The organism is Bradyrhizobium lablabi, from assembly GCF_001440475.1.
Classification (GTDB): domain Bacteria; phylum Pseudomonadota; class Alphaproteobacteria; order Rhizobiales; family Xanthobacteraceae; genus Bradyrhizobium; species Bradyrhizobium lablabi.
The window spans coordinates 76,029-100,063 of record NZ_LLYB01000082.1 but is presented as its reverse complement, the minus strand read 5'-3'; the positions used below and the strand labels follow the sequence as shown (position 1 = coordinate 100,063).

Genomic DNA, 24,035 nt, shown 5'->3' with positions numbered 1-24,035 from the left:
ACTTCCGCCTCTTACGAGCTTACTTCTGATCCTTTTGATCGGCTAGCAGCTTCCTGTATTTGTCGACGTCGCGTGTCACCAACTGCCCGAGCACTTCACTCCCGTGCTCATTGGAATCTGGGGCGACGGTGGAGAGATCGTGGAAACGCTTCTTCACCGCCTCGCTCTCAACAGCGGTCTTCGCCGCGGCGTTCAGCTTCGCAATCACTGCAGGCGGCGTGCCCTTCGGCGCGAACAGGCCGTTCCAGCCCTGCGCCTCGAAATCGGGAAGCCCGGCTTCTGCCGAGGTCGGCAGATCGGGCAAGGTCGCGAGCCGCACCGTCGAGCCGACCACGAGGCCCCTCACGAGCTTGTCGTCGATTGCCTGCGACACTGAGGCGGCGGAATCACAGACGCCGTCGATCTGGCCGCCGATCGCATCCGTCAGCGCCGGCGCCGCGCCGCGATAACCGACCAGCTGGACCTCGATGCCGGCGGCCTGCACAAAACTCTTGCAGATCAGGAAATTCGAGGAGCCGACGCCGGCATGGCCGAAATTGACCTTGCCGGGATTCTTCTTCGCATAGGCGATGAATTCCTGCAGGTTCTTCGCCGGGAAATCCTTGCGTAGCGCCACGATGCCGAAGGTTTTTGCCACCACTGCGATCGGCAGGAATGATTCCGGCGTGAACGGCAGTTTCGGATAGATCGTGTAGGTCGCGGCGCTGGTGCCGGCATTGCCGATCGCGATGGTGTAGCCGTCGCCTTCCGCGCGCGCGGCACGCGTCAGCGCGGTCGAGCCACCGGCGCCCGCGACGTTCTCGATCACGATCGGCTGGCCGAGCGACTTGCTCATCTCCTCGGCCACGACGCGCGCGATCACGTCGGACGTGCCGCCGGCCGCGAACGGCACGATCATGCTGATGGGACGCTTGGGATAGTCCTGCGCATGCGCGGCAGTCGCCAGAGACAGCGCCGCCAGCGCGACCGCCAATTTCCCAATGAATGAATTCACGCGGCTTTTTCCAGATGCGCGGCAAGGCCCGCGAACAACCCGCGGCCGTCGGTGCAGCCCATGATGTCTTCGACGTGGTTTTCCGGGTGCGGCATCATGCCGAGCACATTGCCGCGCTCGTTGACGATGCCGGCGATTGAATCCGCCGCGCCGTTGATGTTGGACTCCTCGTCGACCACGCCCTCAGGGGAGCAGTAGCGGTAGAGCACCCGCCCCTCGCTCTCGAGCCGCTTCACCGTCTCCTCGTCGGCTTCGTAGTTGCCCTCGCCGTGGGCGACCGGCACGCGGATGACCTGCCCGGCATTGTAGCCGCGCGTGAACGGCGTATCGGAACGTTCGACCCGCAGGTGAACGTCCTTGCAGATGAATTTCAGCCTCGCGTTGCGCATCAACACGCCCGGCAGCAGCCCCGCTTCGCAGAGGATCTGAAACCCGTTGCAGACGCCGAGCACCAGCCCGCCATCGGCCGCATGCTTGCGCACCGCGTCCATGACAGGCGCGCGCGCGGCAATCGCGCCGCAGCGCAGGTAATCGCCGTAGGAGAACCCGCCGGGCACCACCACGAGATCGGTACCCTTGGGCAATTCGGTCTCCGCATGCCAGACCATCGCCGCCTCCTGGCCGGAGGCCAGTTTGAGGGCGCGCGCCATGTCGCGCTCGCGGTTGATTCCGGGAAAGACGAGAACGGCTGATTTCATGGCGTTACCGGGGTTTCAGGCGGCAGAGCGAACGGGTGGCGCTAACTACATATGCTTTTCTGCCGTCCGGCGCTACCGTCAGACGCCGAACTTTGAACAGGCGAGGCATGAAGGCCTCCAACCACAGGAACCGCCCACGCCGCCGATTTCATGCCTTGCTATCGCGCCGGTGGGGCAAAGTCCTCGATCTCCATGACACCGATGAAATCGTTGCTGTTGCGACGGGCAACCTCAAGGCCAAGGGATGAGGAAATGATGTCGATGACACTGTTGCCGGCGAACACCATCTTGCGGACGATATAGACCGTCTTGTTGTCGGCTGAGCTGCCGCGATATTCCCAATGGACGGCCGGAAAGTCCTTCACATTGGCGACGCGGGAAGAAAGCAGCGAGAGATCTCGCACCCGGTTACTCCCGCCATCGGCCGGAGCCTGCTCCGCCTGGGTCATCTCCCGCTGGGCATTCTCCTGCGCGAATTTCTGCAGGGCCTGCGGATCGGGGCTGCGTGTCGGGCTCTGTGACGTTCGGATAGAGACCATCGACAATTCCGGGCATGCCAGCGGCCGGCAGCGATAGACCCAGCGCTTGTCACCAAAATTCTGGCTGCCGACCCATTTTTGCGGATCAGGCGCTTTCCCCCGAACCTTGGTGCCCGGGTTCTCCGGCCCAACGGCAGCCGTCATACAGCCGGCAAGCCCAATCGTGGCCGCGGCGATGACCGCCAGCCGAAACACAACTTTCCCCAACCCCATCGAAGCCCCGCCCGCAACCTTGGCCTGTCCGGCCACCCCATCCAACCTATAGTTCCGGATAGCGGGATAGGCTAGCCCTTGGCGGGACTTATTGACGTATCGGAACGTCCTCGACCTGCATCGCGCCGACAAACAGGTCGCGATTACGCCGCGCGGTCTCGCGCGACGGTGAGTAGGAGGCGATATCGACCAGCGCCGATTTCACGAACATGGTCACCTTGCTCATGTAGACAGGCTCTTGTCCGCCGACGAAGCGCATCTCCTGCGAGATCGACGGATAGCCGCGTATCTCGGTGGCCGTGCTGGAAAGCCGCTCGATCTTGCGACCCGGCGCCAGGCTGGAAGCCACATTCAGGTTGGCCTGTTCGACCGCCGCCGGGATAGTCTGGCTGGCATATTTCGCCAATGCCTGACGGTCGGGACTTCGCGTCGGGCTGGCCGAGATTTTCGCCGTCACCTTGGAAGGCGCAGGACATGCGAGCGGGCGGCACGTGAACTCGCTGGCGCTGGTGCTGAGAAAATTGTTGCGGCCGGCCCACTTCGCCACGTCAGGATTGCGGAGCACGACCTTGGTAGAGCCCGGCGCTTGCGCCATGGCGGGCAAGGGAGAAAGCAGCGCGAGAATGACCGCGGACAGAACGACGAGCCGTGCCCTCATCCCAAGAGCTCAACCCGGTAGTTCTCGATCACGGTGTTCGCCAACAGCTTGTCGGCGGCATCTTTCAGTGCCGCCTCGGCCTTGGCCTTGTCGGCGCCTGACAGTTCGATATCGAACACCTTGCCCTGACGGACGCTGGCAACGCCATCGACGCCGAGCGATTTCAGCGCGCCTTCGATGGCCTTGCCCTGCGGATCAAGAATTCCGGATTTCAACGTAACGGTAACGCGTGCCTTCACGAGACTTGCCCCAGTTCTTCTTTAGCTCTTCACCAGCACCGGACCCGAACCGGCCGGACGCTCGTTCTCCATCAGAATGCCCAGGCGTTTCGCCACTTCGGTATAGGCCTCCAAGAGACCGCCGAGGTCACGGCGGAAACGGTCCTTGTCGAGCTTCTCGTTCGACTTGATGTCCCACAGCCGGCACGAGTCGGGCGAGATCTCGTCGGCGACGATGATCCGCATCATCTCGTTCTCGAACAGCCGGCCGCATTCCATCTTGAAATCGACCAGACGGATGCCGATGCCGAGGAAGAGACCGGTGAGGAAGTCGTTGACGCGGATGGCGAGCGCCATGATGTCGTCGATTTCCTGCGGCGTCGCCCAGCCGAAGGCCGTGATGTGCTCTTCCGACACCATGGGGTCGTTGAGCTGGTCGTTCTTGTAATAGAACTCGATGATCGAGCGCGGCAGCTGGGTGCCCTCCTCGATGCCGAGGCGCTGCGACAGCGAGCCGGCGGCGACGTTCCGCACCACCACTTCGAGCGGCACGATCTCGACCTCGCGAATCAACTGCTCGCGCATATTGAGGCGGCGGATGAAATGGGTCGGCACCCCGATGTCGTTGAGGTGCTGAAACAGGTACTCCGAAATCCGGTTGTTGAGGACGCCCTTGCCCTCGATCACCTGGTGTTTCTTGGCATTGAACGCGGTCGCATCATCCTTGAAGTGCTGAATCAGGGTTCCCGGCTCCGGGCCTTCATACAGGACCTTGGCCTTGCCTTCATAAATACGGCGTCGACGGCTCATTGGGATGTACCGTGTTTTGTTGAAATCCATGAGATTGGATGCTCCGGATGACAAGGGTTTGCGACCACGACGGAGCTGCCGTGAAGGCCAGATCCCGAACAATAACGACCGGAAACAGAACAAGAACCTCGCCTGATGGCAACCTATCCGATTGGCCCATCCAGCACAATCGACCCGGCCCGATTGAGGCCAACTTATCCCGATTGCCTGCGGCCTAACGGCCCGTTGTTTTACCGATTCGCCCCCTCTATCTAGGTAGTCCACCGGGCTGCGACAACGCGGCCCCGCTTACCATTTCCGGGGATTGGAACCGAAGAATGAGCACTTTCGACAAGCGCGAGGAAGGTTTTGAGAAGAAATTCGCCCTCGACGAGGAGCAGAAGTTCAAGGCTGAGGCGCGCCGCAACAGGCTGCTCGGTCTTTGGGCAGCGGAAAAACTCGGCCTGACCGGCGACGCCGCCACCGACTACTCCAAGGAAGTGGTCGCGGCCGACTTCGAGGAAGCCGGCGACCAGGACGTCCAGAACAAGGTGGTGAAGGATTTTGCCGCCAAGGGCGTCGCCATTTCGGCGCCGGAAGTGCGCGCCAAGATGGATGAGCTGATGGCGGCAGCGGTCGCCCAGGTGAAGGCGGGGAACTGAGCCCATTCTGGCTCCTCCGTCATTGCCTGCGACAAACGCAAAGCGTTTGGGCAAGGGAGCAAAGCAACGAAGCAATCCATTCCTCCACTTGCGGCAACATGGATTGCTTCGCTGCGCTCGCAATGACGGCGGGAATGCCCAACCGCATCTCTAAGATCGCGTCCCCCGATATTCCTTTCCAACAATCTCCATTAACCGCCGCGCCGCCGCGCTCAGGAAGCCGCCGCGGCGCGTCACCGTCACCACATCGTGGTTCGCCTTGAGATCGCCGACGCCGATGGTCGCGATCGTCTTGTGGCGCAACTCTTCGGCGGCGTTGCTCTCGGATAATAGCGCAACACCAAGTCCCGCCTCGACCAGCCGCTTCTGCGCGGTCAGGCTGTCCACGGGCGTCCACTCGATTTCGCCCAGGCCAAACAGCGCAAAGACATGCGCGGCGGTGATTTCGCGTCTGCCCGGCACAATCGGAAAGGCGATCCAGCGCTCGCCGCTGAGATCCGCGAGCTTCGCGACGCGCCGGCCGGCGCGCGGATGATCGAGCGCGCAGACGACCTGCAGCCTTTCGGTGACCAGCAACTCGCAATCCAGATCGCGCGAGCGGTCTCGGTCGTAGCGCAGGCCGATGGTCGCTTCGCCGCGGCGGACCATATCGCTGACCTCCGCGCTGGTTGCCGTTCGCAAGCTCAACTCCACCTGCGGATGGGCGGCCGCAAACCGTTTGAGAACCGCCGAGAGCCGCCCACCGGCAAGCGTGCCGACCACGGCAAGCACGACCGGTCCCGAATTGGGTTGCGCCAGCGCGCGAACAGCATTCTCCGCATCCTGTGCAGCGGCGACCGCGCGTTCGGCATAGGGCACGAGCACCCGCCCCGCATCGCTCAGCATGGTTCGGCTCGCAATCCGCTCGAACAGCGGCACGCCGAGTTCCTGCTCCAATAGCGCAATACGCCGCGAGATCGCCGGCTGCGAGCGGTGCAGCGCCTTGGCCGCGCTCGAAATGCCGCCGCGGCGATGAACGGTCAGAAAGGTCAGAAGCGCATCGCTGTCCATGTCAGACCCATGCAAGAAGCTGATGATGTCCAGAGAAATAACAAATTTGGCTGATGGGCGACAGCCCGCTAGTTTTGCGTCCGACCGGACCGACAAACCGAGCGGAGCTAACGATGCGAAGTCAGATGGAAAAAGCCGAAGCGTTTCGCGCGCTGCATGCGCGGCCCGGCGCGTTCATCATCCCCAATCCCTGGGACGCCGGCACGGCAAAACTGCTCGCCGCGATGGGCTTTGAGGCGCTCGCGACCACGAGCCTCGGCCTTGCCAACACGCTCGGCAGCAGGACTGTCAGCCTGGACGCCATCATCGAGAATTGCCGGGCGATTGCGGAAGCGACCGACCTGCCCGTCAGCGCCGACCTGGAAAATTGCGGCGCCGACGATCCGAACACCGCGGCAAAAGCGATCACGCGCGCGGCCGAAGCCGGCGTTGTCGGCGGCTCGATCGAGGATTCGACCGGCGACGCTCGCAAGCCGATCTACGATTTCTCGCTTGCGGTCGAGCGCGTGCAGGCGGCGGTCGAAGCGGCACGCGCGCTCCCATTCCCGTTCACACTGACTGCGCGCGCGGAAAATTTCCTGCACGGCCGCAAGGATCTCGACGACACCATCAAGCGGCTGCAGGCGTTCGAGGCCGTCGGCGCAGACGTTTTGTATTCCCCCGGCCTGTACGACCTCGAGACGATCCGCACCGTGGTGTCGTCGGTCGGCAAGCCGTTCAACCTGGTGATGGGCTTTGCCGATCCGACGCTGACCGTGCCGCACCTATCCGAAGCCGGCGTCAAGCGCATCAGCGTCGGCGGCGCCATGGAGCGGTACGCACTGGCGGCGTTCTTAAAGTGTGCGCGCGAGATGAAGGAGCGTGGTGCGTTCACCTATGTGCGCGAGATGGCGCCGATCGCGGAAGTCAGGGCGGCGTTCGGGTGACCGCTCTCTCCGNTCATTGCCTGCGACAAACGCAAGGCGTTTGCGCAAGGGAGCGAAGCGACGAGGCAATCCACCTTTCCGTTATGCCGCGGCATGGATTGCTTCGCTCCGCTCGCAATGACGGTGGAGGCGGACGTCACTCCTCCTTGAACCCATACTCCGGCACATTCCCGCTGGCGCCGTAATATTTGTACGGCAGGAATTTGCCGGACATCGTGATCTTGACCCGGTCGCCCTTCGGATTGGCGACGCGGTCGATCGCCATGTCGAAATCGATCGCCGACATGATACCGTCGCCGAATTCCTCCTCGATCAGCGCCTTCCAGGCCGGCCCATTGACCATCACCATTTCATAGAAGCGGTAGATCAGCGGATCGGTCGGCGGCATCGGCGTGCCGGTGCCGCGCATCGGCACCTCGTTGAGCATTGCGATTTCGGATTTCGACAGCCCGAACAGCTCGCCGGCATTGGCGGCCTGCGGCTTCGTCAGCTTCATCTGGCCCATGATGGCGCCGACGATCAGCACTTCCGAATAGCCGCCGATCTTTTCGCAGATGTGTTTCCAGCTCCAGCCCTTCTCGCGCTTGATGTCGAGCAGCTTTTCGGTGAGGTCTTCGCGCTTCATGGATGTGTCTCCTCTATTCACGTCTTGCTTGCTGTCAGGAAGACGTGGATGGCCGGGCTAGGCCCGGCCATGACGCCTCAATTGAGTCCTCGCCTGCCGACGCCACGACGAGTTCCGGCTTGCCCGGCCGCACCACGGGCACGTTGCGCGGATCGTGATCGGTGACGGTTGTCGCAAACGTCTTGCTGCGGCTGACCAGGAAATCGACGATGTGGTTACGCAGCGCGTAGTACAGCGGATGGCGGTGCAGGTCGATGCGGCCGCGATCCTTCGGCAGCGGGTTCTCGACGATCTCGGCCAGCACGGCGCCGGGGCCGTTGGTCATCAGAAAAATCTTGTCGGCGAGATAGATCGCCTCGTCGACATCATGCGTGATCATGAACGCGGTCTGTCCGGTCTCCAGGCAAATGCGCCGCACCTCGTCCTGCAGCGTGCCGCGCGTCAGCGCGTCGAGCGCCGAGAACGGCTCGTCCATCAGCATGATCTTTGGCGTGATCGACAGCGCACGCGCAATGCCGACGCGCTGCTTCATGCCGCCGGACAGTTCCGACGGGCGCTTGTGCTCGGAGCCGGTCAGGCCCACGAGGTCGATGAACTTCTGCGCATGCGCTCTGACCCTGGCGCGGTCCCAGTTGCGCCATTTCGAAGTCACGGCATAGGCGACGTTGCCGAGCACCGTGCGCCACGGCAGCAACGCATGGCTCTGGAAGATCACGGCGCGGTCGAGGCTCGTGCCTTCAATCGCCTGGCCGTCGACGATGACCGCGCCTTCGCTGGGCTCGTCGAGACCGGCGAGGATATTCAGGACTGTGGTCTTGCCGCAGCCGGAATGACCGATCACGCAGCCGAATTCGCCGCGGTTCATCGAGAGCCAGAGATCTTCGAAGATCGTGGTCTCGCCGCCGCCTGCCGCCGGGTAACGTCGCGCGATGCCTTCGATGGAAATGAACTTGTCGGTCATGACGGCTATTCCGGGAAGGTGACCATGCGCGTGAACCGCGCCAGGATCTGGTCGAGCAGCATGCCGACGATGCCGATCATGAGAATGGCGATGATGACGTTGGTGATCGAGAGGTTGTTCCACTCGTTCCAGACGAAGTAACCGATGCCGGTGCCGCCGACGAGCATCTCGGCGGCGACGATCACGAGCCAGGCGATGCCGATCGAGATCCGCATGCCGGTGAGGATCGTCGGCGCCGCGGCCGGCAGGATCACGGTGAAGGCGCGCCTGACGGTGCCGACCTCCAGCGTGCGCGCGACGTTGATCCACTCCTTGCGCACCGACGCCACCCCGAATGCCGTGTTGAGCAGCATCGGCCAGACCGAGCAGATGAAGATCACGAAGATCGCCGAGATCGAGGAATCCTTGATGGTGTAGAGCGCGAGCGGCATCCAGGCCAGCGGCGAGATCGGTTTCAGCACCTGGATGAAGGGATCGAGCGCCTTGCTGATCAAAGGCGACATGCCGATCAGAAAGCCGAGCGGGATCGCGACCATCACCGCGAGCAGATAGCCGAGGCCGACGCGGGCAATGGAATAGCCGAGCTGGATGCCGAGGCCCTTGTCGTTCGGTCCCTTGTCGTAGAACGGCTGCCTGAGGTGCTCCCACAATTTGGCGCCGACATCGAGCGGCCCCGGCATCGCCGATTTGCCTTGCGTTGCCGTCAGCCCCATCAGCTTGGCGTATTCCGGCGACATGTTGGTAGCGGCCGCCGTCGGACGCGTGGCGAGATGCCAGATGCCGAGGAAGGCGGCCAGCAGCACGATCGAGACCACGGCCGCGCGGAAGCGGAGGGAAAATGTCATTGGGGACAGTCCCTCAACATGTCGTCCCGCCGAACGCCGCGACCCATACTCTGCGGCCTTAGTAAGGAAGGAAGGCTTCTGACATCATGCCTAAAAAAGGCGGCACGGCGTAGCGACGAGCGCAATTTGCGCTCGCGCTGGGGTCCCGGCGTTCGCCGGGACGACAGCTGCAACTGCAGTTGCGCCCGTGCCCTCACGACGCCTTCCTGATCTTGAAGCTGGCCAGATAATCCTCCGGCTTGGCGGGGTCGAAAGTCTTGCCCATCACCGAAAAACTCTTGGTCGTCGCCGTGGGCGGCGTCAGCCCCGCTTCCTTCATCAGCCTTGTGGCGTCGGTGGCGAGATAGACCTGCGCGGCAATGCCGGCATAGTCGATGTCACCCTTGATCTGCCCCCAGCGCTTCATCTGGGTCATGATCCAGACCGCAAACGACTGCCACGGGAACGGATCGAAATCGACGCGGTTCGGCTGGGTGACGATGTTGCCGAGACCGTCGGCGAAGGTGCCGGTCAGGATCTGCTCCAGCACGATCGGCGGTTGGTTCAGATAGTTGGCCGGCGCGATCGCGTTCGCGATCTCCTTGCGGTTCTCAGCCTTGTGCGCGTACGCCGTCGCCTCGATGATCGACTTGAGCAGCGCGCCATAGGTATTCGGCATCGTCGTGACGAATTCCTTCGAGGCCGCGAAGGCGCAGCACGGGTGCCCTTCCCAGATATCCTTGGTCAGGATGTGGATGAAGCCCGCACCGTCGAACACGGCACGCTGGTTCATCGGATCGGGCCCGAGAAAGCCGTCGATATTGTCGGCGCGCAGATTGGCGACCATTTCCGGCGGCGGCACCGCGCGGATCTGCACGTCGGTATCGGGATCGAGGCCGTGCTCGGCGAGATAATAGCGCAGCAGATAGTTGTGCATCGAATAGTCGAAGGGCACGGCGAACTTGAAACCCTTCCAGTCCTTCGGATTGCGCTTGTCCTTGTGCTTGATCGACAGCGTGATCGCCTGGCCGTTGATGTTCTCGACCGCCGGCATGGTGTAGGGAATCGGATTGGAGCCGGCGCCCATGGTGATGGCGAGCGGCATCGGCGACAGCATGTGGGCTGCGTCGTATTCCTTGTTCAGCGTCTTGTCGCGAATGACCGCCCAGCCGGCCGTCTTGATGACTTCGACGTTGAGGCCGTTCTTGGCGTAAAACCCCATCGGGGCCGCCATGATGATCGGCGTCGCGCAGGTGATCGGGATGAAGCCGACCTTGAGGTCTTTCTTCTCCAGCGGCCCGCCTTGCGCGAACGCTTCGGTCGCGGTCTTGAGCGGGAAGAATTGCGATAGCGCCGCGGCGGCGGTTGCCGCGCCGACCGATTTCAGGAATGCGCGTCGCGCAACGTCCTGCGGAAACATCGCCCGCATCACGGCGGAGGCGACGACACCCTCGTAGCGTTTTTGCTCGCTCTCAATGGCGGACTGGGCCTGCAATTGCGCGGCCTGATGCTCGGCTTCGCTGACGTGCCGGCCGCAAGAACAGCCACCGGCATGAAGACGGCGGTTCGGATCGAATGGGTTGTCGAAGGTAGACATCAGCCCTCCTGCGCGACGTTGCCCCCTAATTAAGCAAGGCATATGCCAGCCCCGTTTTGCGGCGATGGTGCTGGCATCACAGGGTTTCCGCTGAGATTGGCGATTACGAAAATTCGTGATACACGAAATATCGTAGTAAGATTACGAGATTTCGGAGTAACGGATGGATCTCGCCCTCGGTTCAACCGCCCCACCACAGGATGTCGAATGGCGCGCCGCCGCGTTCGAGTTTGCGATCGAGCCGACGCTGCTGCTCGACCCCCACGCCGACCAGATCGTCGACGCCAATCCGGCCGCCTGCACCCTGCTCGGCTACGATCGCGCCCTGCTGCGACAGACCAAGGTCAGCACGCTTCACAGCGGACAATTGCCCGCGCTGATCGTTTTCACCCAGGCCGTGCTCGACAAGGGCGCGTACTGGACCAACGCGCTGACGCCGCGCCACGCGACCGGGCAAAGCCTGCGCCTGGAATATGCCGGCTCGCTGGTGCCGGGCGAGGAGCGCACGCTGGTGCTGCTCACCCTGAGCGATCTCGATGCGCGCCGTCGCCGCTATGTCGATGCCGCGGCCGAAGACCATATGCGCGGCGGGATCGCGACCTGGCAGCGCGTCGAGCGCGTGTTCCAGGATATCGAGCGCGAGAACCAGTTGATCCTGCGCGCCGCCGGCGAAGGCATTTACGGCGTGAACGCGGAAGGAAAGACCACCTTCGTCAATCCGGCGGCCGAACGGATGCTGGGCTGGGGCGCGGAAGAGCTGGTCGGCAAGGAAATCCACCCGATCGTCCATCACACCCATCATGACGGGCGGCACTATCCCGATCACGACTGCCCGATCTACGCGGCGTTTCGCGACGGCGCCGTGCATCAGGTCGAGGGTGAGGTGTTCTGGCGCAAGGACGGCACGCCGGTCTGGGTCGAATACACCTCGACGCCGATCCGCGACCGCGGCGTCGTGGTCGGCGCCGTCATCGTGTTCCGCGACGTCAGCCAGCGGCGCGAGGCCGACGAGAAGCTGCACGCGGCGCTTGCCGAAGTCGATCGCCTGCGCGAGCGGCTCGAGCTGGAAAACGCTTATCTGCAGGAAGAAATCCGCATCGAAACCAATCCGCGCGGCATCATCGGCCAGAGCGAGGCGATCCAGAAGACGCTGCGCCAGGTCAAGCTGGTAGCGCCGACCTCGGCCGCCGTGATGATCACGGGCGAATCCGGCACCGGCAAGGAATTGATCGCGCGCGCCATCCACGAGGCGAGCAGCCGCCGCGACCGGCCGCTGATCCGGGTCAATTGCGCCGCGATCCCGCGCGAACTCTTTGAAAGCGAGTTCTTCGGCCATATCAGAGGCGCCTTCACCGGCGCGATGCGCGACCGCATCGGCCGCTTCGAACTCGCCGATGGCGGCACGCTGTTCCTCGACGAAATCGGCGAAATCCCGCTGGAGCTGCAGGGCAAGCTGTTGCGGGTGCTGCAGGAGGGCAATTTCGAACGCGTCGGCGAAGAGCGCACCCGCGCGGTGGACGTGCGCCTGATCGCCGCCACCAACCGCGATCTCAAGCAGGAGGTGCAGCGCGGCCGGTTTCGCGAGGATCTCTACTTCCGCCTCAACGTGTTCCCGGTGGAATCGGTGCCGCTGCGCGAGCGCCGCGAAGACATTCCGCTGCTGGCGCAGCACTTTTTGACGCGCGAGAGCGCGGCGCTGAAATCCGACCTGCGTCTGTCGGAGGGCGATGCGCGCAGGCTTTCGCGCTACGACTGGCCGGGTAACGTCCGCGAACTGCAGAACGTGATCGAGCGCGCGGCGATCCTCGCGCAGAACGGCCGCCTGCGCATCGACCTGCCCGATGCATCAGGCGTTCCGCCCTCCCCTGGCTCTGCGCGCGTGAAAGCAGATAGCCGCCCCATGGTCATGACGTCAGCAGAAATGCGCGCGCACGAACGCGCCAATATTCTCGCCGCGCTTGAAGCGTGCTCCGGCAAGGTGTTCGGCCCCGGCGGCGCCGCCGAGATGCTCGACATCAAGCCGACCACGCTGGCCTCACGCATCAAGGCGCTGGGGATTGCGAACGCGCGTGGCCTGGCTGGCTAATCACCGCCGGCATCAAAGCAACTGTCGTTGCGCAAACGATCGGAACACACCAGGCGTGCTGTTAAGTTCGTTGAACGTACCGGTCTGGACGATCCTTCCACCCACCAGCACGACGATCCGGTCGGCTCTCTGCACCGTGCTGAGCCGGTGCGCGATCGCTATCCGGGTCACGTTCAGGTTTTCCAGCGCGTCGCTGACGATGGCCTGGGACTGATTATCGAGAGAACTCGTAGCTTCATCAAACAGGAGAATGCGCGGACGCCGGGCAATTGCCCGCGCAATCATGATACGCTGCCGCTGCCCCCCGGAGAGCGTGCTCACCCCCTCGGACAGCTGCGTGAGCATGCCCATCGGCATGGCCCGGATATCGTCCGCTATGCCCGCCAGTTGCGCGGCCTCCCAAACCTGATCGAGCGGCAGCTGGATTCCGCCGCAGATGTTCTCGTAGATGTTTCCGTTCGCCAGCTTTGCGTTCTGCAGCACCACACCGAGCTGGCGCCGCACGGCGCCGGCGTCCAGCGTCTCGATCGATTTGCCGTCGTAAAACACCGCGCCCGCTTCCGGACGCTCGAAGCCGAGGAGAAGCCGGAACAAGGACGATTTGCCGCTCCCTGAAGGTCCCACGATCGCGACATACTCGCCCGGCGTGATCTTCAACGTGACGTTATCCAGCACGAGAGGCCCGCCCTCGATATACCGCAACGACACGCGGGCAAGTTCGATCGAACCAGACAACTCTCCCGGCGACTGTCGGTCATCGGAAACTTCCGTCGGGCAACCGATCAGGGGACCCAATCGGCGCAGCGGCGGAATTGCGATGAGCGCCTCGCTGATACCGCCGGCCCAGGCGCCGACTGAACCCAACGTCTGACCGAATGCAGCGAAGAAGGCAAAGAAGGTGCCGATATCCGTCATCAGGTTGCTGAGGAAGTAGGATGCATAAGCGAATATGATCAGCGTTGCTATTGTCGGAAACGCCGCCTCGAATGCGCCAAGAACGTTGCCTGCGATCTGCGATGACACGAAATACTGCTTCTGCGTCGCGAATTGTTTCGACCAGATTCCAAGCGCCCGCTCGGTCGCAGCCGAAACGCGCAATTTGCCCACGCCCGTCAGGAGCTGGAGAACGAAACCGCTGACCTTGCCCTGCTGATTGAAGTGTTTGCCTTCGAAACGCAGCCGGACCAGATTCGTAGAGATGATGGCGATTGCCCTGACGGCGGTTAATGCAATCGCGATCAGGGCCAGCTTGAAATCATAATAAATCATCAGGCCAAGGCTGAAAAAACAGAACAGTCCCGCGATCATTCCGCGCAACGCGCGACCGGTCAGCGCACGCCGCGCCGCGTCGATTCCCATCGACCGATCGACCAGGTCTCCTGCCGTGAACTCCCGAAAGATGGATGTCGGCAATCTGAGGAGGCGATCGATCATCGCCGACTGCAGTCGCCAATCGATCGTCGCCTCCAGCCGCAGCATGACAAAGCCCTGCATCATCTGGATGCTGGCTATCGATACCGCCGTCAGAGCCAGCGCCATCGCACAGAAGACGAGTTGATCGAGCTCCGATCTCGGTATGATCGAGCTGATGAGAATGTTGGTGACGAATGGCGTCACCAGAGACAACAGCCCGATAAGGGCGACCGTCACGGCGATGCGTGATATGTTGCCATGAGTATAGCGGAGGGAAAATTGAAGAAGGTCGCGAAATTTGAGGGATCGCGACGCGAGAGACGGGTAGAACATGACCGCTTCCGGCGCGATCTGCATCGCATGGGCGCGATCGACCGGCCGCCGCAGCTTCGTGAGCGGATCGATCATGACGTATCCACGACCCGCCTCATATACGAGCGCGACGGGATCGCGCCTCTCGCCGTACCAGCCGACCAGCGGACCGCCATCCGACCTCCACCATTCCAAGCGGAGCAGCACCTGACGTATCCGCAATCGGGCGCCGTGAGCGATTTGAGACAACGCAGCGAAATCGTCCTGGGTACTGTCGATCCGGCCAGAGATCGCTAACGGCGCGCGCATCGCGTTTCCGACGATCTGACAAGCACCTGCCAACCGGTCGGATTGGGATGCGTCGACCGCTTCATTGTCGAACCGCCTCACGATGATGCCGGAAAGGCGATCGAAGGCTTCCACCGTCCGGGCTTCCCCAAGCTTCGTTCGATGAGCCAGACGCTCGACCGCACTCTGCGCCTCCCGGGCCAGAATGTCCTGAACGCATTCGACGACCCCAAGGTGAAATTGGTCGATCGACGTCCAGATCTGGTCGTCGGCCGGTCCCTGGCCGGTGATGCTCGCGGCGCACCCCTCCTCGGCCGCCTCGACCCACAGGGCCGAGGTGAGAGGTAACGGATGATTCCCTGCGACGCAGGGCGCCCCGACGCCCATCAGCCTGACGGCGCCGCGCTTCACGGTCAGCCAGACAAGCCCTCGCATCGGCCCTCGGCGACACTCTCCGGCGTCCAGTTCACCTTCGCCCGACAATTCGGCCATTTGCCATCGCGGCGCCGATCCCGCGACGAAGCGGGACAGGCGCTCGATCCAGCGTACCGCGAGATCGATCGATGGCAGATCGCTCCTGCGAATGAGCGAGACCCGGGCGCCTTCGGCTCCCGCTGCGATGAAACACAATCCGCTTGCGGAGGCGACAACGCTCGGCAGATCGGGGACGATGTCTCCGGCTTCAACACGAAACAGATGGTGTCTGCTGCCCCACCTGCCGTCCTTGACATCGACGGCAAAGATATCCGCGTGACCCGCGATCACCTGCAGCACGTAGCCGTGATGATCAAGAAGCAGCGGCCGACGGCTGTCCAAAGCCTGGTCGCCCGGCAATGCCCCCGACGCGCAGAGGGCCGCAACGGACACGGCGCTGTTCATCTGATCCGTCATTCCTGCGACACCAATCTTGCGTATTCGCCGTTGAGCGCCAGAAGAGCCTCGTGCGTCCCCCGTTCGGTCACCTTGCCCTGCCGCAGGACGATGATCTCGTCGCAATCCCTTATGGTGCTGAGCCGGTGCGCAATGATGATGCAGGTGCAGCCGCGGCGCCGCAGATTGTCGTCAATGGCTTTCTCGGTGATCGGGTCGAGCGCGGCGGTCGCTTCATCGAGAACGATGATGGAGGGACGGCTGACCAGCGCGCGGGCGATCTCAATGCGCTGACGCTGCCCACCGCTGAAATTCGTGCCGCCCTCGTTGACATGCGCGTCGTAATTGCCGGCCCTTATTGCGATATCGTCCTGGATCGCGCTTTCCTTGAGCGCGCTGGTGAGATCGAGCTCGGGAATTGTCGGGTCCCAGAGTGTGAGATTGTCGCGCACCGTTCCCTCGAACAGGAAAATGTCCTGGTCTACATAGGCAACGGAGTTTGCGAGGACTTCGGGCGGGATGTCGCGGACCTTCGACCCGTCGATCAGGATCTCTCCGCTCCACGGCTTGTAGAGCCCGCACATCAACCGGCCTATCGTGGATTTTCCGCTGCCGGAGGCGCCAACGAGGGCCACGCGGGATCCTGGATTGACGGCAATCGAAAGGCCGGAGATCAGGGGCGGCTCGAGCACCGAATAGCCGAATTGCACGTCCCTGAATTCGATGCTTCCCGCCAGTTTCGCAGGAAACCGTCCTTCCTGAGCACCGGTCTTGGCCGCATCATCGAGCGGATAGTTGTACACATCCTCCAGCCGGTCGAGCGCGCCCTTGATCAACTGAAAGCTGCCGGCCTGGTTGACCAGCGTTGCTACCGGCTCGGAGAAACTGGCCATCAGCGCCTGAAACGCGACCAGGCTTCCGAGCGTCAGCGAACCTTCGATAACCCGCAGCCCGCCGAGCCCCAGTATTGCGGTCAGCGTCAATCCGGAGATCAACGTCGGCACCATATCCAGAATGATCGACGACTGGGCCAGTTCGCGTTCCGCATTCAGGACCTTGGCCTGGATTCCGGACCATTGTCTGAACGCCTCGTCTTCGAGCCCGCTCGCCTTGATCGTCTCAATCGTCCTGACCGTGCTGACGACCGCGCCCAGCAGCTTGCCGCGCTCGAGCGACAGCCCGCGGCTGAGATCCTCCCTGCGTCGCGCAGATAGCCACAAGGACAGCACGTTCAGCAGCGACAGACCGATGCAGACCGCAGCGAGAAGCGGATCATAGATGACCATCGCAGCCGCGAAGAACACGACCGAGGTGAGACTGAGGGCATTCGTTGCGATTCCGCTCGCCAGAAGCCTCGCGATCTCCTCGTTGGCGGCGACCCGCACCGCGATGTCTCCGGCGTGGCGCTGGGCGAAAAACTCGATCGGCAACGCCATTACCCGCCACAAGAAGCGGCTGATCATGACCACCGAAAGCTTCGTCTGCAGTCTCAGCAGCAAAGACTGCTGCACCAGCGTCAAGACCATACGGACCAATGCCGTTACGGCCATGCCGATCAGAAGCGGGCGCAACCACCCATTCAGGTGCTGAATCAGAATATCGTCGATGAAAATCTTGGAGAAGCTCGCCACCACGAGGCCGGGAATGACCATGAGAAGGCTGAGCAGGACCAGAAGGCCGACGGCGGCCTTCGAGCCGCGCAACTCCCGGAGCAACAGATGCAGTCCGGCAGGCTTGCTTCCGCCTGGAACGAACCCGGCCGCCGGCTCCAGCGTGAGAACGACGCCGGTGAAGCTCCTGTCGAGTTCGTCCATACCAATTCGTCGCCGCCCGAAGGCGGGGTCATTGATGTATGCGAAACTCCCCTCGATGCCTTCCAGGACCACGAAATGGTTGAAGTTCCAATGGATGATGCAAGGCGTCGGCGCCGATTGCAGGGTCGAGAGCTCCTGCTTGAAACCCTTGGCAGCAAGTCCGAAGCGCTTCGCTGCCTTGACGATGTTGCTGGCCTTGCTGCCGTCGCGAGACACGCCGCATTCGATGCGAAGCCGCTCAAGCGGCACCCACGCCCCGTGATACGCCAGCACCATCGCAAGGCAGGCGGCGCCGCATTCTGCCGCTTCCATCTGCAGAATCGTCGGCGTCTTCCTGACGCCCATGCGAACCGGACGCCCGTGACCGGAGACATCCTGTCCTTTTTCGGTCGGCGGATCAGAATTATCCATCTATCCCGGTCAGCTTCCTGAGGAGAGGGACGACGAGGTCCATCGGACGCCGGCTTCGGGTCGTGATTTCGGCCTGCGCGAGAGTGCCGCTGGTGAGATGAACCTGCGGCCCCTTCCCGACCGCCCACCGATATCCGCTCGGCGTCGATGCATCCTGTTCCAGCAACACTGATACAGCGTACGGTGCGCCGTCCTTGGAAAACAGCTTTACGAGTTGATCGTTGTGAAGCACGGCCGTCATTCCCTGCGGGGTCACGGGAAACTCCGAGACGTTCGATACCGTCCCGATCATCGTGCCGAATTCCTCGCGCTTGACGGTGCTGGGCGCAAGGCGCACCTGAAAGCCGGGCTTGACGCTTTTTCCCTGATCTGCGGGGATGTAGACGACGGCCTCGAGCTTCGTGCCCTCGTCCTCGATCAAGACGACCGGTGTCCCGACAGCAAGGACCGAACCGGTCGATGTCTTGATCTCCAGCACGCGTCCTGCGATCGGACTCAGGACTTCCGAGTTGCGTCCAAGAGTGCCCGCGATCGCCTGCATTTCACGGCGCGCATTGTTCGTCGCGAACTCGGCCTGTTGCAATTCGCGCTCCCGCTGCGTTTCGAGATCGGTCTTTTGCGCATGAAGCTTCAGGATTTCGTTCTGCGAATCGGTCCGCCGCTGGTGTGCTTCGGTCAATTCAAGGCGGCGGTCCTCGAGTGTTTTCCGCGTGGTCAGCCCCTTCGTCATGAGCTGTTCGAGGTTCTGCACATCGACGGAAAGGAACCGAACGCGCTGATCGGTTGCCTCGATGACCTTGCGGAACGCCGCCTCGAGCTTTTCGAAATTCGAGGCCTTTGCCGCGAGTTCGGACGCAACCCTTGCGGCCATGTTGTCGTGCTCGCGCTGGCGTTCCTTGAACGTCTCCACCGCGTTTCGATACTTCTGCTCGGTTTCGATCTGCGAGATCCTGGCGATCACCTGCCCGCGCTCGACGTGATCGCCGACGGCAACGCCGAGCGAAGCGAGCCTTCCTTCCGCGGCAGAGACGGCGTCGACAACGCGGCCACTGCCAACCAGAATTCCCTCGCCTGACACGCGGGATGGAATACGGCCGTAGATGCCCCAGCCAATGGCTGCGGCCAGCGCGACGGTCAGGACTGCGGCCAGTATCCAGTCGGACGGTTTGGTGATGGCGACGAGATGATCGAGTTCTTCCGGCGACGCGGCGCGCTGCAGGGCGCTGGCGCGAAAGATGCTTTCGGAGCCGTTGGTCACTCCTTACTCCCCCGCAGAAGTCCGGCGCGGCAGCTTCCGCCGCCAGTCAAAATCGGCTTATCATGCTTCAAGTATTCTTCGATCATAGCCAGATGTCGTTTTCGGCACAATGGACCAGGCCGGCTGGCCAGGCATCCGGGCTGCATTCGCGGAGAATGCGATTGAGCGATCTCCGGCGCGACGCTAAGCTTGTCAGGCAGACGTTTGGACCAACCTCCCCGGGTAGCGAGTAACCGACGCAACAGATGAGACGGCAAACCGACAGCATGACGCGTTTCGCAGCAGCCCGCAGAGTGGCCGTCTCAGCAGCATGGCAAGGCATTGGCCTGCTGGTGGCGACCAATCTGTGCCTGGCTGGCGTGCTCAGCCAGGCTGACTTGAAGAGAGTCGAAACACTGAGGCCAATGTTCGCGGGCTTGATGGGAGACCTTGTCCAGACATCGAAGAGAAGCGATATCTCCGCGGTCGATGCTGATTGCGTCAAGCTCACGATCCAGAACCTTGCCGAAATTTCGCAGGAACTATCCAGTTACGAGTATCTGATTACGATCGAGAAGGAACTGACAGAAGTCGGTGAGAACGGTCCGACTCGCGACGTGGTAAAGTTTGCCATCGATCAGTCGACCAACATCCTTGCAAGCCAGCGCCGGAAGATCGCGCAGCTGCCCGATCAATGCGCCAGGTCGGCTCTGGCTTTGGCGAAGTCCCAGCAAGCTCTGCAGGTCGTGGACACGACGGCCGGAATTCTGAGCGCCATCCGATCCCGGCTTTGAGGCGCGTGATCACCGCTCGCGATGCCCGCACGACGAGCGCGGGCAATCGTGACGGCCAAGCCTCGCTCGTGATCCATTCTGCCGGACCGGGCCGCAGAAGAGATCATTCAATCAGATGACCTCTCCGCGCGAACTCTTGCCGCAACGGCGATGCGTGAGACGACTATCGCGGGCTATATCTGCCGATCTGCGGCCGCGCGAAAACGTCCCGCATCACCCATCCGCCCACCGAGTGTTGGGCCAGAAAGCTGTCCCAGTCAGTCGCGGCACCGCCGACAACGGTGCTCAACGCCTCATCATCGAGCTGGATGGTGAACTGGTCATCATTGGATTTCTCGAACTTGGCCATCGTCATCTCCTGCTGGCGATGAGAGGGACCGTTCCCTCCCGATCGGTGATCGCAGGAGTATCGTGCGCGGCTTTTTCTTGTCGTGACGTCGGTCACACACGGTCCCGGCTGGGACTTTCGCTGTCCGGTTCGCTGGTGACGCGTCGTTTGCCCGAGGCGACGAGCGCCAGATCAGCGCCAAGCGACATCGCGTGATCCGCGTCACAGCGACGCGCGGCCTGCTGCGGCATTGTCCCCATCGACGGCGGAATGGTCCGCCGCATCCGGAAAAGGAAATTCAAAATGCAGACCATCGAGCAGACGAACCTGGAGCCCCGCATGTTGACGGATGCTGAGCTCGACCAGATCAGCGGCGGCGGCATCTTCAGCCGGATCGGCCACTTCCTCAAGAGCCTCTTTGGTGGGCCCGGCGACCTTCGCCGTTCGACGGACCGGCCGTCCTGACCCTGTTCATCAATAATGGCAGGGAATACAGGAGCAAGGCATGACCGACCTTATCCGGGAAGACCGGGAGCTTAGCATCGGCGAACTCGACGCCGTCAGTGGCGGCAGCATGCTCGACATGGCAATCGCCGCATACGAAAAGTATCTGCAAGGTGTGGGCCAACGTCTGATGGACGCCGTGCATCCGCCGAAGCCAACCATGAGCCTGCACATGCGCTAGTGCCGGTTCGCAGAACCAGAATCGAGAGGCCGCCCCATTCGGCGGCCTCTTTGATTTTGTTCAATGTGGCTTCAGGCCTGAAGGCGGACTTTCAGGTTCCAGCCTGTTTCATATCTGCCGCACCTGCAGACCTATCGTTTGAACGTGTCCAACCTGCCGTACTGTAGACGCATTCGGATATTCATGTCCCGGCGTGGCTGAGGAAGCGCGGCCGACCGCCTTGCTTCTCCAACATAGAGGACACAGTACTGTGATGAAGATTGTGATTATCGCGGGTGCGACGCTTGCCCTGGTGACTGCCGCAAGCGCTGCCGATATCCCGCGCGCACAGCCCGTCTATCAGACGGCCCAGGTCGGCAAGATGCCGATTGGCAAGACCCCCATCGGGAAGACTCCGGTCGGCAAGACGCCCGTCGCGCCGCGGCCCTATACGCGGTACTGAGTCAGAGCTCGTAGATTCTGACCTTCGTTGACGGCTGAAGGGCGAACTGTGGCAAATGGGCCGAAGACACTAGGACGATGCTTGCTTGCGGCGTTCGCGGTCGCTGTCCCGCTCGCGTGCGCAATCCACCCAGCTTCCGCACGCGAGATTGACGCTCGAAGTAGCCTGGAACGTTTCATTTCCCACATAGAGGAAGGTTACAAGCGCGTCGCCAACGCGAACGCGCTTGTTTCCAGTGATGAATCGAAACCGGCGCCACAGCCGACCCGCAAGCCGGGATCGGCAAAGGGGCCGTACTACGTGGATTTCAGAGCCAGAACGGCGGCGAGTTGGGGACACGCCTTCGTCTGGTACGGGAAGACAAGTGAACGAGCGGTTGAAGTCGCGGGCCTCACCCCTGCGGGAGACAACGTGCCTTATGTACTCGGTCATCTGATGTGGGTGCCGTCCGAGACCAAGGCGAGCTATGGCGATCTTGATCCGCAGTACTTGACCGCCAGCTACCGCGTTTACCTGAATGAGCCGGACGCAAAGAGGGTTTTCGCCTACATCAAGAAACTGCAGGCGAGTTCACCGGTCTGGAACGCCGAGACAACCAATTGCACGGCGTTTATCGGCAGCATCGCGGAATTCATGGGATTGAAGGTTCCTCACCGCTGGCAGCGTCCCGAGAACTATGTCAACAGCCTGAAGGCGATGAATGATGGGCGCCAGATGATCCGCCTGTCATCGGAGCAATAGCTCCGCGTTCGTCACTGTCTCCTCAAGCGTGAGCTTCCCAGCTTACTGTCGCGCGATGCTCTCTTCGCGCAACTTCGCTCGCCTTCTCCACACCTTCAGATCGGTCATGACTTTTATGGTCGCCGCGAGGACCAGCGCGCAAAGCACGGCCTTCGAGATCGTCTCCATCGTGCCCTCGATCAGTATGCCATGGACGACACTCCCCACGACGATGACGATCGCGAGCAATGTATGTCCGATGCGCCACGTTCGCGGTCGCACGCCCAATCGCCGGCGGAGGGCAGCAAAAAGCGCAACGCTGAAGATTGCCCACATCGCGATCACGCCCCAAGGGGAGAACGGCGTCGGCGATGAGAAGAGAAGCGCGTCAATCATGTCGGGCGGACTGGTGATCCAAAGGCCGCCGACGTGGATAACCACCGCCACGACCAGCGCGCCTCCAGTCCAAAGATGTGTACGCCGGCCACGATAAGCCGCCAGTCCCGGCAAGTATCCGGCGATCAGCAAGGGCTGAACGAGCATGAGCCCGAGCGCGACAATCCCGGAAAAGCAGGCCAGTATGTAGACCGGATCGCGCCATGCGAGCAGCGGGCTCGCCGCCGCAGCAGCGATCGGCACGCATACGGCGGCGGCGAGGGCGAGCCAGATCAGGATCACCCGAGCCAATCTCAATCCCTTCGTTGGCAACTCGGTCAGACCGGCTGAAGGACGAAGTGCGCCTCCAGGCTGGTATCCTTTGCGCTCCGCATCACCGGACGCAGAAAGACGGTTTTGAATTCGCCGCTGTCATAGGCGAGGTGACCATGCGGTTGGCCGAAAACGGGAATGATCTGCGGCATCTCGAGACGGAACGCCCCGTTCTTGTCGGTGAGCGTGGCGCCATGACTCTGCGGTTCGTGCTCCCGCCCTTCGGTGGTGTGCGCCCAGATCTGGATGCGCTGGCCCACAAGCGGAGCCCCGTCGCCCGCGCGGCGCACGGTACCGCTCATCCAGAAGCCACCCTTGCCGATCCGATCCACGGTCGGCGCGCCCGCGCGGTAGTTGTTGGACCCGCCCTGCATCGAAAGGGTTGGTGCGAGGCCTTGCGCGCGGGCGGGGAAGAGGAGCCCGGAAACCCCGGTCACCAGGACGGAGCCGCCAGCGGCGAGGAGGTTACGGCGGTTGAGTACAGCAATGGTCATGTAAACTCCTCCTGGCGCCCGTCAGTTGCAACTCGGAGGGTACAACAACAAGCGCGAGACGCCCAGTTGAGGGAGGCGGCGGCCGCGATAGGTCGCAATAACAGTGTTGTGAACGGGCGCAGCGGCCGCTCAACCAGCCTCGTTCACAAGGCATACTTGGGAGCGTCCGAACGCGCAGCGTTGATGACACGGAGTGATCAAATGATACTCAATCCGGATCATGTTACGATCGCAGTGGCCGACGCCGGCCCAGCGATCGAGTTCTTCGCGCTCCTTGGCTTCAGAAAACATCACGTCGCAACGATCGACGGTGGCGTTCCCGCCCGGTACATGGGCATGCCGGGCGTGAAGGCGCAGCACATCACCCTCGCGCTCGAAGGGGCGGCTTATCCTTTCGAGATCCAGCTGCTTCAATTCGACCCGACCCCAGAGACCGATCCAGGTGCGCACCCGACGAACCTGCGAAAACGGGGCTTCAATCACCTCGCGTTCCGGGTCGACGACATTGAGGCGGCCACCGCGCACCTCGTGGCCAATGGCGTAACCGTGCTGAGCGACGAGATGGACTACATCAGCCGAAAGCTGCGGCTTTTTGAGGGTCCCGAGGGCATCACCGTGGAGTTGGTACAGCGGGACGACTGAGACTAAAGCGTGATGACTTTTCTTCGAATCGTCATGC

General features: G+C 62.3%; 26 protein-coding genes. 9 read left to right on the top strand and 17 right to left on the bottom strand.

Going from position 1 to position 24,035, the window contains the following annotated elements; genetic code table 11:
• Window positions 1-19: 19 nt before the first annotated feature.
• The 6 genes from CQ14_RS23045 to purC form a co-directional block, all read right to left on the bottom strand.
• Window positions 20-994, bottom strand: coding sequence for a tripartite tricarboxylate transporter substrate binding protein BugD (locus CQ14_RS23045; protein ID WP_057860121.1), 975 nt, complete (start codon window positions 992-994; stop codon window positions 20-22).
• Entirely contained in the window at window positions 991-1,692 is a 702-nt protein-coding gene (gene purQ, locus CQ14_RS23040; protein WP_057860120.1) for a phosphoribosylformylglycinamidine synthase subunit PurQ, read from the bottom strand. The genes CQ14_RS23045 and purQ overlap by 4 nt, the downstream gene beginning before the upstream one ends.
• Before the next feature lie 158 nt (window positions 1,693-1,850).
• On the bottom strand, window positions 1,851-2,489 hold the full coding sequence (locus CQ14_RS23035) for a hypothetical protein (RefSeq protein ID WP_156435313.1): 639 nt from the start codon (window positions 2,487-2,489) through the stop codon (window positions 1,851-1,853).
• A 43-nt stretch (window positions 2,490-2,532) separates the two neighbouring features.
• On the bottom strand, window positions 2,533-3,102 hold the full coding sequence (locus CQ14_RS23030) for a hypothetical protein (protein ID WP_057860118.1): 570 nt from the start codon (window positions 3,100-3,102) through the stop codon (window positions 2,533-2,535).
• Window positions 3,099-3,341, bottom strand: coding sequence for a phosphoribosylformylglycinamidine synthase subunit PurS (gene purS / locus CQ14_RS23025; RefSeq protein ID WP_057848565.1), 243 nt, complete (start codon window positions 3,339-3,341; stop codon window positions 3,099-3,101). The genes CQ14_RS23030 and purS overlap by 4 nt, the downstream gene beginning before the upstream one ends.
• Window positions 3,342-3,362: 21 nt before the next feature.
• Window positions 3,363-4,130, bottom strand: coding sequence for a phosphoribosylaminoimidazolesuccinocarboxamide synthase (purC, locus tag CQ14_RS23020; protein ID WP_008974302.1), 768 nt, complete (start codon window positions 4,128-4,130; stop codon window positions 3,363-3,365).
• Between the two features lie 317 nt (window positions 4,131-4,447).
• Here purC and CQ14_RS23015 point away from each other — a divergent pair, with 317 nt between their 5' ends.
• Window positions 4,448-4,771: a DUF1476 domain-containing protein gene (locus CQ14_RS23015; protein WP_057860117.1), complete on the top strand. Its 324-nt coding sequence runs from the start codon at window positions 4,448-4,450 to the stop codon at window positions 4,769-4,771.
• A gap of 150 nt (window positions 4,772-4,921) precedes the next feature.
• Here the strand turns inward: CQ14_RS23015 and CQ14_RS23010 are convergent, their stop codons facing one another.
• Window positions 4,922-5,821 (bottom strand): LysR family transcriptional regulator, encoded by a 900-nt coding sequence (locus CQ14_RS23010; protein WP_057860116.1) that lies wholly within the window; start codon window positions 5,819-5,821, stop codon window positions 4,922-4,924.
• Window positions 5,822-5,934: 113 nt separating this feature from the next.
• On the opposite strand from CQ14_RS23010, the gene CQ14_RS23005 reads away from it, so the two are divergent.
• Entirely contained in the window at window positions 5,935-6,747 is an 813-nt protein-coding gene (locus CQ14_RS23005; protein ID WP_057860115.1) for an isocitrate lyase/PEP mutase family protein, read from the top strand.
• Window positions 6,748-6,883: 136 nt separating this feature from the next.
• Here CQ14_RS23005 and cynS read toward each other — a convergent pair whose 3' ends face one another.
• From cynS to CQ14_RS22985, 4 genes are all read right to left on the bottom strand, one after another.
• Window positions 6,884-7,372 (bottom strand): cyanase, encoded by a 489-nt coding sequence (gene cynS / locus CQ14_RS23000; RefSeq protein WP_057860114.1) that lies wholly within the window; start codon window positions 7,370-7,372, stop codon window positions 6,884-6,886.
• Window positions 7,373-7,406: 34 nt separating this feature from the next.
• Window positions 7,407-8,333, bottom strand: coding sequence for an ABC transporter ATP-binding protein (locus tag CQ14_RS22995; protein WP_057860113.1), 927 nt, complete (start codon window positions 8,331-8,333; stop codon window positions 7,407-7,409).
• 5 nt (window positions 8,334-8,338) lie between these two features.
• Window positions 8,339-9,178 (bottom strand): nitrate ABC transporter permease, encoded by an 840-nt coding sequence (gene ntrB / locus CQ14_RS22990; protein WP_057860112.1) that lies wholly within the window; start codon window positions 9,176-9,178, stop codon window positions 8,339-8,341.
• Window positions 9,179-9,371: 193 nt separating this feature from the next.
• A complete protein-coding gene (locus tag CQ14_RS22985; protein WP_057860111.1) occupies window positions 9,372-10,754 on the bottom strand; it encodes a CmpA/NrtA family ABC transporter substrate-binding protein in 1,383 nt (460 codons plus the stop codon).
• Between the two features lie 163 nt (window positions 10,755-10,917).
• Here CQ14_RS22985 and CQ14_RS22980 point away from each other — a divergent pair, with 163 nt between their 5' ends.
• Window positions 10,918-12,840 carry a sigma 54-interacting transcriptional regulator gene (locus tag CQ14_RS22980; RefSeq protein ID WP_057860110.1) on the top strand — a complete coding sequence of 641 codons (1,923 nt, stop codon included), beginning with the start codon at window positions 10,918-10,920 and terminating at the stop codon, window positions 12,838-12,840.
• 12 nt (window positions 12,841-12,852) lie between these two features.
• Here CQ14_RS22980 and CQ14_RS22975 read toward each other — a convergent pair whose 3' ends face one another.
• From CQ14_RS22975 to CQ14_RS22965, 3 genes are read right to left on the bottom strand one after another with little or no spacing between them, the layout of a single operon-like run.
• Entirely contained in the window at window positions 12,853-15,744 is a 2,892-nt protein-coding gene (locus CQ14_RS22975; RefSeq protein ID WP_057860109.1) for an NHLP bacteriocin export ABC transporter permease/ATPase subunit, read from the bottom strand.
• The gene (locus tag CQ14_RS22970) at window positions 15,741-17,948 is read right to left on the bottom strand and encodes an NHLP family bacteriocin export ABC transporter peptidase/permease/ATPase subunit (protein WP_347337156.1); all 2,208 of its coding nucleotides are present in this window, start codon (window positions 17,946-17,948) and stop codon (window positions 15,741-15,743) included. The genes CQ14_RS22975 and CQ14_RS22970 overlap by 4 nt, the downstream gene beginning before the upstream one ends.
• The gene (locus CQ14_RS22965; protein WP_057860108.1) at window positions 17,941-19,206 is read right to left on the bottom strand and encodes an NHLP bacteriocin system secretion protein; all 1,266 of its coding nucleotides are present in this window, start codon (window positions 19,204-19,206) and stop codon (window positions 17,941-17,943) included. The genes CQ14_RS22970 and CQ14_RS22965 overlap by 8 nt, the downstream gene beginning before the upstream one ends.
• A gap of 266 nt (window positions 19,207-19,472) precedes the next feature.
• Here CQ14_RS22965 and CQ14_RS22960 point away from each other — a divergent pair, with 266 nt between their 5' ends.
• Entirely contained in the window at window positions 19,473-19,979 is a 507-nt protein-coding gene (locus CQ14_RS22960) for a hypothetical protein (RefSeq protein WP_245320460.1), read from the top strand.
• Between the two features lie 163 nt (window positions 19,980-20,142).
• On the opposite strand, the gene CQ14_RS22955 is transcribed toward CQ14_RS22960, so the two are convergent.
• Complete coding sequence (locus CQ14_RS22955; protein WP_156435311.1) at window positions 20,143-20,328, bottom strand: hypothetical protein; 186 nt, start codon at window positions 20,326-20,328, stop codon at window positions 20,143-20,145.
• 282 nt (window positions 20,329-20,610) lie between these two features.
• Between CQ14_RS22955 and CQ14_RS22950 the strand changes: the two genes are divergently transcribed.
• From CQ14_RS22950 to CQ14_RS22935, 4 genes are all read left to right on the top strand, one after another.
• Window positions 20,611-20,772: a hypothetical protein gene (locus CQ14_RS22950; RefSeq protein ID WP_156435309.1), complete on the top strand. Its 162-nt coding sequence runs from the start codon at window positions 20,611-20,613 to the stop codon at window positions 20,770-20,772.
• Between the two features lie 40 nt (window positions 20,773-20,812).
• Window positions 20,813-20,992, top strand: a complete 180-nt coding sequence (locus tag CQ14_RS22945) for a hypothetical protein (protein ID WP_057860104.1) — start codon at window positions 20,813-20,815, stop codon at window positions 20,990-20,992.
• Window positions 20,993-21,245: 253 nt separating this feature from the next.
• Window positions 21,246-21,434, top strand: coding sequence for a hypothetical protein (locus CQ14_RS22940; RefSeq protein ID WP_057860103.1), 189 nt, complete (start codon window positions 21,246-21,248; stop codon window positions 21,432-21,434).
• A gap of 48 nt (window positions 21,435-21,482) precedes the next feature.
• Window positions 21,483-22,175 (top strand): hypothetical protein, encoded by a 693-nt coding sequence (locus CQ14_RS22935; RefSeq protein WP_057860102.1) that lies wholly within the window; start codon window positions 21,483-21,485, stop codon window positions 22,173-22,175.
• 42 nt (window positions 22,176-22,217) lie between these two features.
• Here the strand turns inward: CQ14_RS22935 and CQ14_RS22930 are convergent, their stop codons facing one another.
• Entirely contained in the window at window positions 22,218-22,832 is a 615-nt protein-coding gene (locus CQ14_RS22930; protein WP_057860101.1) for a ferric reductase-like transmembrane domain-containing protein, read from the bottom strand.
• A 35-nt stretch (window positions 22,833-22,867) separates the two neighbouring features.
• Window positions 22,868-23,356, bottom strand: coding sequence for a peptidase associated/transthyretin-like domain-containing protein (locus tag CQ14_RS22925; protein WP_057860100.1), 489 nt, complete (start codon window positions 23,354-23,356; stop codon window positions 22,868-22,870).
• Between the two features lie 201 nt (window positions 23,357-23,557).
• Here CQ14_RS22925 and CQ14_RS22920 point away from each other — a divergent pair, with 201 nt between their 5' ends.
• A complete protein-coding gene (locus tag CQ14_RS22920) occupies window positions 23,558-23,998 on the top strand; it encodes a VOC family protein (RefSeq protein ID WP_057860099.1) in 441 nt (146 codons plus the stop codon).
• Window positions 23,999-24,035 lie beyond the last annotated feature (37 nt).